The sequence below is a fragment of the Halomonas halocynthiae DSM 14573 genome (assembly GCF_000425725.1).
Taxonomy (GTDB): domain Bacteria; phylum Pseudomonadota; class Gammaproteobacteria; order Pseudomonadales; family Halomonadaceae; genus Halomonas; species Halomonas halocynthiae.
In genome coordinates, this window is sequence record NZ_KE384439.1 from 260,658 (window position 1) to 272,565 (window position 11,908).

An 11,908-nucleotide genomic window follows, 5' to 3' on the forward strand; every position below is an offset into this window, starting at 1 on the left:
GCTGTAAAAAAGGCTGTTGGGTCATCGCTGGCGTCAAAAACAAACGGCGCGGCTCACGCAGGCTGACCCGCCGTTGGATGAGTGAAATGTGCGTATATCATACCAGCCCAAGGCGTTCTTGTAGTGAAATGGGTGATTGTGTAGTTCCCCTACAGAGGGTGCGACTAACACGACATTGCCCTGAGGTGCTGTGATCAGGATAATGCCGGAACTTCCGTCCCAGTGAATGAGGCCTCTCGTGAGTCAGCAATCCCTCGATACCGTCTTCCAAGAATGGCACGATAACCAAGCCATCGCCGAGCAGATGATCCCCCTTATTGGCCGTTTGTATCGCCATAACAATGTTGTGACGACGATGTTTGGTCGTTCGCTGTTCAACCGCAGTGTGATCCGTATCATCAAGGATCATCGTTTTGTTCGTAAAGTCGAGGGGACTGAACTTAACGTTAAAGACACTTTCCCGCTGGTTCAAGCCATGATGGAGCTGAATCTGGGGCCAGCTCATGTCGATGTGGGCAAGCTGGGCGTAATGTGGAAAAAACAGGGTGGTGGTGATCCTGTTGCGTTTATGCGTGAGCAGCTTGCCCAAATTGTCGATGCGCATGATGCTCAGGTTGTTGGCAAGACTCAGGATGTTGTGCTGTATGGGTTTGGGCGCATCGGCCGAATTCTGGCTCGTGTATTGGTTGAGAAGGCTGGCGGCGGCAATTTGTTGCGGCTTAAGGCGATTGTTGTGCGTGGTCGTGGTGATATTGCCAAGGACCTGGAAAAGCGTGCCAGTCTGCTGCGTCGTGACAGCGTACACGGCCCATTTGATGGCACGATCAGTGTTGACGCTGAAGCGCGTACGCTGACGGCTAATGGTAACGTCATCAAGGTGATTTACGCGGACTCACCGGCTGAGGTGGACTACACCGAGTATGGTATTAACAATGCGGTAGTGGTCGACAACACCGGTATCTGGCGTGATGAGGCTGGGTTAGGGCAGCATCTGGCGTGTAACGGCGTTGCTAAGGCGGTGCTCACAGCGCCAGGCAAGGGCGATATCAAGAATATCGTTTATGGCGTTAATCATGATGATATCAGTGAAGATGATCGCCTGATCTCCGCGGCATCCTGCACGACCAACGCGATTGTGCCAGTGCTCAAAGTGCTCAACGATGAGTATGGTATCGAGTCTGGTCATGTGGAAACCGTGCACTCCTATACCAATGACCAAAACCTGATTGATAACTACCATAAGGGAGATCGTCGCGGGCGTAGCGCGCCTCTTAATATGGTGTTGACTGAGACAGGCGCTGCCAAGGCGGTGGCAAAAGCCTTGCCAGAGCTTTCTGGCAAGCTGACGGGTAACGCAATTCGTGTGCCTACCCCGAACGTTTCTATGGCGATTCTTAACCTCACGCTGGGCAAGGACGTTGATGCGGCTGCGCTTAATGACTACCTGCGCGGCATGTCGCTGGACTCGCCCTTCCAGAAACAAATCGATTATGTTGACTCGCCTGAAGTGGTTTCTACCGATTTCGTGGGCAACCGTCATGCAGGTATCGTTGATGCCAAGGCAACTATCGGTAATGGTCGTCATGCTGTGCTTTATGTATGGTATGACAACGAGTTCGGTTATAGCTGCCAGGTAATTCGCCTGCTGCAACACATGTCTCATGTGGATTTTGTCAAACTGCCTCAGACGATCGCTTAGTTTACGTGTTCACGCTAATGTGAATGCGCTCTAAGACAAAACGCCGACCCCTTGGGGTCGGCGTTTTGCGTTGAAGTGAGTCGTTTTGGGCTGCCGGTCAGTCAGGTCTATTCGTTTAAGGTGGTGTGTGATAGCGGAGGGTTGGGAATTCTGGCGCGTTGTGCGACCTAAGGTCAGGTGGCCATTCATGTCAGCTATCTTTATAATACGGTGGATTTTTGGGGCGGTCCGGACGTATCCGGGGCCGACGAATAATAATCTGACAACGAAAAGAATTCGGATCCATCCGTACCCCTTTCTTTCGTATATCCGATCCAACAACGGGCGAGACTATGATCGAAGTCAAGAAAGGCCTGGATCTCCCCTTCACGGGGGCGCCGGAGCAGCGCATTGAAGATGCGCGTCCGGTGCGACACGTGGCTATCCTAGGTACCGACTATATCGGCATGAAGCCGACCATGGAGGTCCGGGAGGGGGACAAGGTCAAGCTGGGCCAGCTACTCTTTACTGACAAGAAAATTGACGGTGTGCAGTTTACTGCACCGGCCGCTGGTGAAGTGGTTTCAGTAAATCGCGGTGAGAAACGTAGATTGCTGTCGGTAGTGATCAAGGTTGACGAGGCTGAGGAGTCTGTGAGTTTTACGGCTCATGGGCGCGAGGCGCTGGCTGGGCTTGAGCGTCAAGCTGTTGTCGATCAACTGGTTGAATCTGGTTTGTGGACGGCATTGCGTACACGTCCTTATTCACGCACGCCTGCACCTGACAGCACTCCTGAAAACATCTTTGTAACGGCGGTTGATACGCACCCGCTATGCCCAGATCCTGCCGTTATTATTGATGAGCAGAAAGAGGCGTTTGAAGATGGCTTGAAAGTGCTGACTCACTTGACCGAAGGCCAAGTGTTTTTATGCACCGCGCCAGGGGCTCAGATCAGCGGTGGCGACATCAAAGGGGTGACACAGGAAACCTTTGGTGGTGTTCACCCTGCAGGGTTAGTGGGAACACATATCCACTATCTCTCGCCGGTCGGTTTGAAGAAGCGTGTTTGGCATGTGGGCTATCAAGATGTAATTGCCATTGGCAAACTCTTTGCAACAGGTAAGCTCGATGTCAGCCGTGTGGTAGCTATTGGTGGCCCGCGTGCTGAAAAGCCTCGCCTGGTGCGTACTCGCTTAGGCGCTAGCACCGATGAGCTGTTGGCAGGCGAAGTCGTAGAACCTAAAGGGACTCGTGTTATCTCTGGCTCGGTATTCTCCGGCTTTTCTGCCGAAGGAGCCATTTGTTACCTGGGGCGTTTCCATAATCAGTTCAGCTTGCTTGAAGAAGGTAACAAGCGCACGTTTATGGGGTGGATCTCTCCGGGGCTCAATCGTCATTCGGTCATGGGGATCTATCTCTCTAAGCTCAAAGGCTTGAGCAACTATGCGCCAACCACTTCCACGAATGGCTCGGAACGTGCCATGGTGCCGGTAGGGGCTTATGAGAAGGTGATGCCGCTGGATATTCTGCCCACTCAGCTGCTGCGTTCGCTGATTGTTGGTGATATCGAGCAAGCCATGCAACTTGGCTGCCTTGAGCTGGATGAGGAAGATCTTGCCCTGTGCACTTACGTGTGCCCGGGCAAGTACGAGTATGGTCCCATCCTGCGTGACAATCTCTCCATGATCGAGAAAGAGGCCTGATGATGGGTATCCGAAAGACACTCGATAATCTCGAACCCCACTTCCATAAAGGTGGCAAGTACGAGAAGTTTTATGCGCTCTATGAGGCGGTGGATACCATTTTCTACAGCCCACCCAGCGTGACTAAAACGACGGCACATGTGCGTGATGGCGTTGATTTGAAACGTATCATGATTACTGTCTGGGCTTGTACCTTCCCCGCCATGTTCTTTGGTATGTGGAATGCTGGGTGGCAAGCTAACCTGGCAATTGCTGACGGTTTTGGGGCACTTGGTGGCTGGCGCGAAGCCGTTGTCATGACCCTGGCTGGGAGCCATGACCCGGGTAGCATGTGGGCCAACTTTGTTCTAGGTGCCACCTATTTTGTGCCCATCTATCTAGTGGCCTTTGTGGTAGGTGGTTTCTGGGAGGTGCTTTTCGCTGTTAAGCGTGGCCATGAAATCAACGAAGGCTTCTTCGTCACTTCCGTGCTCTATGCGCTGATTCTTCCGGCGACCATTCCGCTTTGGCAAGTGGCACTGGGTATCACGTTCGGGGTGATCATTGGAAAAGAAATTTTTGGTGGTACTGGCAAGAACTTCCTTAATCCAGCGCTTACCGGTCGTGCTTTCCTCTATTTCGCCTATCCTGCGCAGATTTCTGGTGATGCGGTATGGGTGGCTGCTGACGGTTTTACAGGGGCAACGATACTTTCTGAAGGCTTTCAGAGCGGCATGAGCGGCATCACTGCAATGTGGAGCTGGTGGGATGCGTTTCTTGGCTTTGTTCCAGGGTCTATTGGGGAAACATCGACTCTCGCCATTTTGGTAGGGGCTGTCATCTTGCTCTGGACAGGCATTGCCTCGTGGCGAATCATGCTGGGCGTACTGCTCGGTATGGTTGCGACAAGCTTGCTGTTCAACGTGGTCGGTTCTGATACCAACCCCATGTTTGCCATGCCTTGGTACTGGCATTTGGTTGTGGGCGGCTTTGCTTTCGGTATGGTGTTCATGGCGACTGATCCGGTGTCGGCCTCCATGACTAACCAAGGGCGCTTGTTGTTCGGCGCGCTGATTGGTGTGATGACGGTGCTTATTCGTGTCGTCAACCCAGCGTTCCCAGAAGGCATAATGTTAGCAATTCTGTTTGCTAACCTGTTTGCCCCGCTGATCGATCACTTCTTTGTTGAAGCCAATATCAAGCGTCGGATGCAGCGCACTGGCGTAACGGCTGAGGAGACTACCTGATGGCAAAGAGTAACGATTCCATCAAGAAGATTCTTACGGTGGCGTTCGCACTTTGTATTGTGTGCTCGATCATCGTCTCTACCGCAGCTGTTGCGTTACGCTCCAAGCAACAACAGAACATGGAGCTTGATCGCAAGTCGAATATTTTGGCGGTGGCTGGTCTTTATGAAGAAGGTGTCAATGTCGAGGAAGTGTTCAGGTCGATCACGCCTCGTGTGGTGAACCTGCAAACCGGCGAGTACAGCGATCAGTTTGACCCGCAGACCTATAACAGCTTTGAGGCTGCCAAAGATCCGGCACAGTCAATCACGCTGTCTGGTGAAAAGGAGAATGCGGGGCTGTCGCGTCAGGAAAAGTTCAGCACCGTTTATCTGGTTGGTGACCCTGAAAGCCCCGATCAGATCATTCTACCGATCCGTGGTCAGGGGTTATGGGGGTTGATGCGCGGTTATCTGTCAGTGCAGGGTGACGGTAACACCATCGAAGGCATTACGTTCTACTCTCATAGTGAAACGCCAGGTTTGGGTGGCGAGGTAGATAACCCGAACTGGAAGTCCCAGTGGGACGGCAAAGAAGTTTATGCCGAGCCCGGTAGCCTTGAAGCTGCTATCAGTTTGGTTAAAGGTGGGGCTAGCAGTGAGACAGAGGTCGACGCTTTGTCTGGTGCGACGCTGACCAGTAACGGCGTGACCAACCTGGTGCGCTTCTGGTTAGGTCCGCAGGGCTTTGGTGAATACCTTGCCCGCTTCCGCAGTGGCGTCGAGAGTAATGAGGTGCAGAGCGCCTCTACCGACAGTAACCAGACTGAAGGAGCCTGATGATGTCAGAACCGACAACCAAGGGTGTCCTGACGACGCCTATTTTCAAAAATAACCCCATCGCCTTGCAGATACTGGGTATCTGTTCTGCGCTGGCGGTAACCAGCAGCATGGGCGTGTCGTTGGTGATGACGATGGCAGTAATCTTCGTCACGTCTTTTTCTAACCTGTTCATCTCCTTGATTCGAAATCATATTCCTTCAGCGATTCGTATCATTGTACAGATGACTATCATTGCTTCGTTGGTCATTGTGGTCGACCAGATTCTCAAAGCGTATGCCTATGAGATGTCTAAGCAGCTCTCGGTCTTCGTTGGTTTGATTATTACCAACTGCATCGTGATGGGGCGTGCTGAAGGCTTTGCTATGACCAACTCGCCAGGTTTGTCTTTCCTTGATGGCGTTGGTAATGGTTTGGGTTATGGCTTCATTCTGATGACGGTCGCTTTTGTTCGTGAGCTGCTTGGCTCCGGTACTGTGTTTGGCTTCACTGTGCTTGAGACAGTTCAAAACGGTGGCTGGTACGTGCCTAATGGCTTGCTGCTGTTGCCACCTTCTGCATTTTTCATCATTGGCTTGATTATCTGGGCGCTGCGTTCGTTTGATCCGGAGCAGGATGAAGCGAACGAGTTCGTGATGAAAGAAAACACCCAGCCGAAGGAGGCGGTGTAACATGGAACATTATTTGAGCCTGTTCGTCGCGGCGGTCTTTGTTGAAAACATGGCCCTAGCGTTCTTCCTCGGCATGTGTACTTTTATGGCGGTGTCTAAGAAGGTTTCATCGGCCATTGGCTTGGGTATTGCGGTTATCGTCGTGCTGACTATCACGGTGCCGGTCAATAACCTGGTCTATACCTATTTGCTGAAAGAAGGGGCGCTAACCTGGACGGGAATCAGTGGTGCTGAAGATATTGATTTGTCGTTCCTTGGGCTGCTGAGCTATATCGGCGTTATTGCCGCTCTTGTTCAGATCATGGAGATGTTTCTTGATAAGTATGTGCCGGCGCTTTACAACGCCCTGGGCGTGTTCTTACCGTTGATCACGGTGAATTGCGCCATTCTTGGTGGTGTATTGTTCATGGTTGAGCGTAACTATGATTTCGGTGAGTCCGTGGTCTATGGCTTCGGTGCTGGTGTTGGTTGGGCACTGGCCATTACTGCGTTGGCCGGTATCCGCGAGAAGCTCAAGTACAGCGACGTGCCAAGCTCCCTGCAGGGGCTGGGCATCACCTTTATCACTGTGGGGCTGATGTCGTTGGGCTTTATGTCCTTCTCGGGAATTCAGCTCTGAAGTGGCTCCTGTCCTGTCGGCGGTGTCAGGCACCGTCGATGACCAGGTAACGAAAGCAATAGGAAACCGACATGGTTGAAACAACAGTCATCTTGCTCGGTGTGATCATGTTCACCGTGATTATCGTCGGGCTGACACTGGTGATCTTGGCAGCGCGCAGCCGGCTTGTAAGCACGGGGGCGGTGGCCATCGAGATTAACGACGACCCGAACAACACGGTCACTACCCAGGCGGGCGGCAAGCTGCTCGGCACGTTGGCCGCGAATGGTATTTTCCTGCCCTCTGCCTGTGGCGGTGGTGGTAGCTGTGCAGAGTGCCGGTGTCGTGTGGAAGACGGTGGTGGGTCGATTCTTCCCACGGAAGAATCTCACTTTACGTTGCGCGAACGTAAAGACGGCTGGCGGCTGTCTTGTCAGGTGCCCGTGAAACAGGACATGAAAATTCTGGTTCCGGAGTCGGTCTTTGGTGTGAAAAAGTGGGAGTGTGAGGTTACTGCTAACCCCAACGTTGCCACCTTTATCAAGGAGCTCAACCTGCGCTTGCCTGAAGGCGAGGAAGTTGCCTTCCGTGCTGGTGGTTATGTGCAGCTTTTGGCGCCGCCTTATGATGTCAAGTTCTCGGATTTTGATATCGAAGAAAAATTTCGTGGCGACTGGGAAAAATTTGGCCTGTTTAATATCTCGCATAAAACCAATGAAGAGGTGATGCGTGCTTATTCTATGGCTAACTATCCGGAAGAGAAGGGAATTCTCAAGTTTAATATCCGGATTGCGACGCCGCCGCCGAACAGCAGTCATCCCCCAGGTCTAATGTCTACCTTTGTCTTTAACCTGAAGCCAGGTGACAAGATTACGGTGATGGGGCCATTTGGCGAATTCTTTGCCAAAGACACTGACGCAGAAATGGTGTTCATTGGTGGTGGTGCGGGTATGGCACCTATGCGTAGCCATATTTTCGATCAGCTTAAGCGTCTAGACAGCAAGCGTAAGATCTCGTTCTGGTACGGTGCACGCTCTTGGCAAGAAACCTTCTATAACGATGAGTACGATAAGCTGGCCGAAGAGCACGATAACTTCGAATGGCATCTTGCGATGTCGGACCCGCAGCCTGAGGATAACTGGGAAGGCCCGACCGGCTTTATCCACAATGTCCTTTATGAAAACTATCTCAAGGACCATCCGGCACCTGAAGACTGTGAGTACTACATGTGTGGGCCTCCGATGATGAACGCCTCAGTGATCAAGATGCTAATAGATTTAGGCGTAGAGCCTGAAAATATCATGCTTGATGACTTCGGTGGTTGATCAGGCCAGATAGTGTTTGGGCTGAATCATACAAGGGCTGGCAATTTGCCAGCCCTTGTCGTTATTAGGGATTAATTATATCTTGGCCGTAAACTGGCAGATTGTCATGTAATGGAGTGACCTGCTGGTGATACGCCTATATGACATGTCAAAAACGAGGAAGACAGATGTCCAAACCAAACGTACTTATGCGGACGTTGCTGGCCAGTGTTGTCGCAGGCGCTGTTGCACTTCCGACGATAGGTTATTCATGCACCTCTTTGCTTTATACCGATGCTAATGGTGCACCTTATGCAGGCAGAACCATGGAATTACCCATGCAGCTGCCTTACGAGGCTACGTTTTTCCCTAAAGGTGCTGAGTTCGAGTCCAAAGCTGATGGCCAGCCCGAACTTGCGTTTGAAGGGAAATACAGCTTTATATCGCTAACGGTTCCAGACCCTGTGAGTAAAGATCTCAAAGTGGTTGAGGGAATGAATGATGAAGGGCTGAGTTTTAGTGTACTGGCTTTTGCCAGCACGAAAGGGCCTAAGGATATGGTGTCAAAAACCACAGAAGTGTTGGCGGCCATTGATTTGGGGGCTTGGGCTCTGTCGCAATTCAAGACGGTCGCTGAGGTTAAAGAGGCGCTTGAGGCGCAGCCCGTATTAGTCACGGCGCTCCTGCCATTGGGCATCCTCAAGACACCGTTCCACTATACGTTGCACGATGCTAATGGTGATTCGATTGTTATCGAGTTTTCAAATGGCCAGCAAAACGTTATTGATAATCCGATTGGGGTAATGACCAATGGGCCTGAATTCTCCTGGCACATGACCAATCTGAACAACTACACTTTTCTGGATAACCGCGATCGGTCCACCATAGAGTTCAACGGCGAACGCTTTGAACAGCCCGACTCAGGCATTGCAACAGTTGCTCTGCCCGCATCCAATACCTCAGTAGGTCGTTTTGTTCGCGCTGTCTACTATTCCCAGTTTGCCGAAAAAGCCAAAACGCCCGATAAGGCGGTGAACACTTTGGCCCATGTGATGAATAACTTTGACCGTCCACGCGGCATTACTATGGACAACCGCTATACGGGTGAAATTGAGAATATTACGGCACCTGGTGTTGAAGGGCATAAAATGTATACGTCTGAATATACCTCCTGGACCGCTTTATCTGACCTTCGCCAGCTGCAGTTCAATGTCAGAAGTTATGATGCCATGAACTACATCAATTTTGATTTGGCAGCGTTAAAGAATGAAACAGAAAAGAAGAGCATTGCCTTGAGTCAGGTTCCTGCGACTATCGCTGAAGGTAATGATGCGCTGAAAACGGTAAATTAACGTTTTTCCAGCTCGCTAAAACAGTGCTGCCCTAATTCTCGTTGATATAACCTTTGTGCTTGAAGGTGTCTCAGCTTGGCTTAGGGCAGTTTTTTGCTGTGTCGTCAGGTGCTCGGGCTGTTATCATAGGTAGTGATAAGGCATGACTAAATAGAGGAGGTACCATGAGCCTGTTTTTCATTGTATTGGCTGTTATGTTGTTGATCATGGCTATCATGGCAGTCGGTGTCATACTCGGACAGCGACCTATTGCTGGGACTTGCGGCGGGCTTAATCGGCTTGGTATGAAGGAAGGTTGTGAGGTCTGCGGTGGTAATGATCAGGTATGTGAGGAAGAAAGTCGTAAAAGCGTGAGTGCGCGTCGTCGTAGTGATGAAAGCCGTGGACTGGATCTGGGGTACGACGCGACTCGCCGCTGAGCTCTTTGGTCGGAGCTCTTTGGTCGGAGCTCTTCGCCTGAGCTTTCAATGCACGCTGAACGCTGTTTTTAAACTGGCTGTGCAGGTTAGCAATTAACTGGGCATAGTGGGGGGTGGGCTGAGTTTGCGGTCAGCATTGTCTTCCTCTTGAAGTGCGCAGATCAGGGCATCTTTAAGCAGCGGTAAATGGGATGTCGATAGTTCGCGTGAGGCAGAAAGCAGTGTGAGTCGCCCTTGGCGAGCATAGCGCATGAGTGGTATTAAGCTCTCAGAGTCATCGCGAAGTTCGCCGCGATAGCGCGACTCAAAGACCGCTTTACTAATAATATTATTATGGTATTGCCGTCTCAGTACACTTGATGGCGAGGCGCCACGGTACCACTCTGTCAATGCAAGTAGTTCACGGTGTTTGCCACGAGGCCATAGGCGATCCACCAAAATACGGGCGCCATCATCATCACAGATTTCTTGGTAGATCCGCTTTAGTTGAATGTCATAATTCATCGTACTCTTCCTGCGTAACGTGGGTGCTTTTTGGCGCCTCTACGACTTCAACTACCGGTACGGTAGGAGGAAGGCAGTGTTGCGAGGAGACCGTGTCCACCGGCCAGCGTTAGTGCTAAATCGTGAAGCCCCTCCCATAGTGGCAGCAATGGTGCGGCCCCCTTGATGGAAAGGTCCAGCCGCTGTGAAAATAACAGCAATTTATACAGGCGGTTGCGTGGCAGGCGCTTGAGTGCTTGCTGGTAGGCTGGGCGACGACGCTCGAAGATTGGCGGTTTTTGGGCCTTAAATGCATGCTCCAGGCTTTGGCCTTGCTCTAGGTGCTGATGCAGTGATAACAGTTGGCGCATTTCCCGTGATAACGCCCACAATACGATAGGTGCTTCTACGCCTTCGCTGCGTAGGCCACTGATGATACGTGAGGCTCGTGCCGGCTCGCCTTTCAGGCAAGCATCAGTCAGCGTAAATACGTCAAAACGTGCATTGTCTTCAACGTCTCCAGCTATTTGCTCCGAAGTGACTCGGGCTCCTGCTGGAAGTAATAAGGCCAGTTTTTGCAGTTCTTGATCTGCGGCCAGTAAATTACCTTCCGTACGCTCGCCCAGTAATTGGGCGGCCGCATTGTCTATATGCAAGCCGTGAAGCTTGGCTCGCCCAGCAAGCCAGCGAGGGAGAAAGTTGGCTTCAACGGGCCATATCGGAACAAAAACACCTACGCTATCCAGTGCTTTGAACCAAGCACTTTTTTGCTCTTTAAAATCAAGTTTGCCGCTGTTAATTAATAGCAGGTTGTCATTAGCAGGATCATTGGCAGCAAACTGCTGAGCGTAGGCGCGTAATACTTTGCCGCCTTCTTGTCCTGGCTTACTGTTTCCAAGACGGAGTTCTATCAGTTTGCGAGAGGCAAACAGTGACAAGCTTGAGGCGGCCTCTGTGAGCCGCCCCCAAGCGAAGTTGGCTTCTACATCGAGGACTTGGCGCTCTTCAATACCAGATTGTCGAGCGGCCAATCGCACTGCATCACAGGCATCGCGGTGCTGAAGAGGCTCGTCGCCAGCCACAATGACTACTGCAGGCAGGCCACGAGCCAAAACACCATCCAGCTTATCAGGATAAACCTTCATGAGACGATCACGGCTCGATAAGGGTGTTTAGGCGCTGGATAATATGTCGTGCTGCCTTGTCGCGTAACTGATTGCGTATTTCTTCGCGGTAGTCTCCGGCGGCTAGTAAGTTATCGTCATCGAGCAGGTAGGTTTCCCGAACGGTGATCGTTTCGCTGGGCAGGCGATAGGCGCCATCGGAACGGCGCTGGACTGCCATCGTGACGGTTAGCGTCATTTCATGCTGCTGATTTCCCGCTTGGCGCAGGCTAAAGCGGCGGTCTTCCACGCGTTCCTGACCTAAGGTCAGAATCCAGGGCGCTGTCTCATTAACTTCGGTGCCAGCATTGTCTAGGCGTACAATCAAACGATCGCGCAATGGACTGAAAGGCCCTTCCACGCTGATTTCGTCGAGCCTGACCGAGGGTGTGCCATAGCCGCGAAGCTTGAAGCCGCAGCCTGCCAATAGCGTGGCACTGCCAAGAGTGAGAGCATATTTGAACAAGGTACGGCGTTGCATGGTGGCCTCCGG

Annotated in this window: 12 protein-coding genes; 9 read left to right on the forward strand and 3 right to left on the reverse strand. The window is 51.7% G+C overall.

Features of this window, described 5'->3' with window-relative positions:
• Positions 1 to 238 precede the first annotated feature (238 nt).
• From H616_RS0106755 to nqrM, 9 genes are all read left to right on the forward strand, one after another.
• A complete protein-coding gene (locus tag H616_RS0106755; protein WP_027966683.1) occupies positions 239 to 1,699 on the forward strand; it encodes a glyceraldehyde-3-phosphate dehydrogenase in 1,461 nt (486 codons plus the stop codon).
• Between the two features lie 332 nt (positions 1,700 to 2,031).
• Entirely contained in the window at positions 2,032 to 3,381 is a 1,350-nt protein-coding gene (locus H616_RS0106760) for a Na(+)-translocating NADH-quinone reductase subunit A (protein WP_027966684.1), read from the forward strand.
• The gene (locus H616_RS0106765; protein ID WP_035572716.1) at positions 3,381 to 4,607 is read left to right on the forward strand and encodes an NADH:ubiquinone reductase (Na(+)-transporting) subunit B; all 1,227 of its coding nucleotides are present in this window, start codon (positions 3,381 to 3,383) and stop codon (positions 4,605 to 4,607) included. Before H616_RS0106760 ends, H616_RS0106765 begins: the two co-directional genes overlap by 1 nt.
• Positions 4,607 to 5,425 (forward strand): Na(+)-translocating NADH-quinone reductase subunit C, encoded by an 819-nt coding sequence (locus tag H616_RS0106770; RefSeq protein WP_027966686.1) that lies wholly within the window; start codon positions 4,607 to 4,609, stop codon positions 5,423 to 5,425. The genes H616_RS0106765 and H616_RS0106770 overlap by 1 nt, the downstream gene beginning before the upstream one ends.
• A gap of 2 nt (positions 5,426 to 5,427) precedes the next feature.
• Entirely contained in the window at positions 5,428 to 6,096 is a 669-nt protein-coding gene (locus H616_RS0106775) for an NADH:ubiquinone reductase (Na(+)-transporting) subunit D (protein ID WP_027966687.1), read from the forward strand.
• A gap of 1 nt (position 6,097) precedes the next feature.
• Positions 6,098 to 6,715 (forward strand): NADH:ubiquinone reductase (Na(+)-transporting) subunit E, encoded by a 618-nt coding sequence (nqrE, locus tag H616_RS0106780; RefSeq protein ID WP_027966688.1) that lies wholly within the window; start codon positions 6,098 to 6,100, stop codon positions 6,713 to 6,715.
• Between the two features lie 71 nt (positions 6,716 to 6,786).
• Positions 6,787 to 8,019 (forward strand): NADH:ubiquinone reductase (Na(+)-transporting) subunit F, encoded by a 1,233-nt coding sequence (gene nqrF / locus H616_RS0106785; protein WP_027966689.1) that lies wholly within the window; start codon positions 6,787 to 6,789, stop codon positions 8,017 to 8,019.
• 167 nt (positions 8,020 to 8,186) lie between these two features.
• Entirely contained in the window at positions 8,187 to 9,350 is a 1,164-nt protein-coding gene (locus H616_RS14400; protein ID WP_240470540.1) for a linear amide C-N hydrolase, read from the forward strand.
• Between the two features lie 164 nt (positions 9,351 to 9,514).
• On the forward strand, positions 9,515 to 9,769 hold the full coding sequence (gene nqrM, locus H616_RS0106795) for a (Na+)-NQR maturation NqrM (RefSeq protein ID WP_027966690.1): 255 nt from the start codon (positions 9,515 to 9,517) through the stop codon (positions 9,767 to 9,769).
• Positions 9,770 to 9,862: 93 nt separating this feature from the next.
• Here nqrM and H616_RS0106800 read toward each other — a convergent pair whose 3' ends face one another.
• The 3 genes from H616_RS0106800 to H616_RS0106810 are packed head-to-tail and all read right to left on the reverse strand — an operon-like array spanning position 9,863 to position 11,896.
• Positions 9,863 to 10,273, reverse strand: a complete 411-nt coding sequence (locus H616_RS0106800) for a DUF488 domain-containing protein (RefSeq protein WP_027966691.1) — start codon at positions 10,271 to 10,273, stop codon at positions 9,863 to 9,865.
• 47 nt (positions 10,274 to 10,320) lie between these two features.
• Positions 10,321 to 11,397 carry a DNA polymerase III subunit delta gene (gene holA / locus H616_RS0106805; RefSeq protein WP_027966692.1) on the reverse strand — a complete coding sequence of 359 codons (1,077 nt, stop codon included), beginning with the start codon at positions 11,395 to 11,397 and terminating at the stop codon, positions 10,321 to 10,323.
• Positions 11,398 to 11,404: 7 nt separating this feature from the next.
• Positions 11,405 to 11,896, reverse strand: a complete 492-nt coding sequence (locus tag H616_RS0106810) for an LPS-assembly lipoprotein LptE (RefSeq protein ID WP_027966693.1) — start codon at positions 11,894 to 11,896, stop codon at positions 11,405 to 11,407.
• Between the last annotated feature and the right edge of the window lie 12 nt (positions 11,897 to 11,908).

What these genes read in the sequence shown, in the direction of transcription:
- H616_RS0106760 (WP_027966684.1), top strand. Translation starts at nt 2,032, where the DNA reads ATGATCGAAGTCAAGAAAGGCCTGGATCTCCCCTTCACGGGGGCGCCG.
- H616_RS0106765 (WP_035572716.1), top strand. Translation starts at nt 3,381, where the DNA reads ATGATGGGTATCCGAAAGACACTCGATAATCTCGAACCCCACTTCCAT.
- H616_RS0106770 (WP_027966686.1), top strand. Translation starts at nt 4,607, where the DNA reads ATGGCAAAGAGTAACGATTCCATCAAGAAGATTCTTACGGTGGCGTTC.
- H616_RS0106775 (WP_027966687.1), top strand. Translation starts at nt 5,428, where the DNA reads ATGTCAGAACCGACAACCAAGGGTGTCCTGACGACGCCTATTTTCAAA.
- nqrE (WP_027966688.1), top strand. Translation starts at nt 6,098, where the DNA reads ATGGAACATTATTTGAGCCTGTTCGTCGCGGCGGTCTTTGTTGAAAAC.
- nqrF (WP_027966689.1), top strand. Translation starts at nt 6,787, where the DNA reads ATGGTTGAAACAACAGTCATCTTGCTCGGTGTGATCATGTTCACCGTG.
- H616_RS14400 (WP_240470540.1), top strand. Translation starts at nt 8,187, where the DNA reads ATGTCCAAACCAAACGTACTTATGCGGACGTTGCTGGCCAGTGTTGTC.
- nqrM (WP_027966690.1), top strand. Translation starts at nt 9,515, where the DNA reads ATGAGCCTGTTTTTCATTGTATTGGCTGTTATGTTGTTGATCATGGCT.
- H616_RS0106800 (WP_027966691.1), bottom strand. Translation starts at nt 10,273, where the DNA reads ATGAATTATGACATTCAACTAAAGCGGATCTACCAAGAAATCTGTGAT.
- holA (WP_027966692.1), bottom strand. Translation starts at nt 11,397, where the DNA reads ATGAAGGTTTATCCTGATAAGCTGGATGGTGTTTTGGCTCGTGGCCTG.
- H616_RS0106810 (WP_027966693.1), bottom strand. Translation starts at nt 11,896, where the DNA reads ATGCAACGCCGTACCTTGTTCAAATATGCTCTCACTCTTGGCAGTGCC.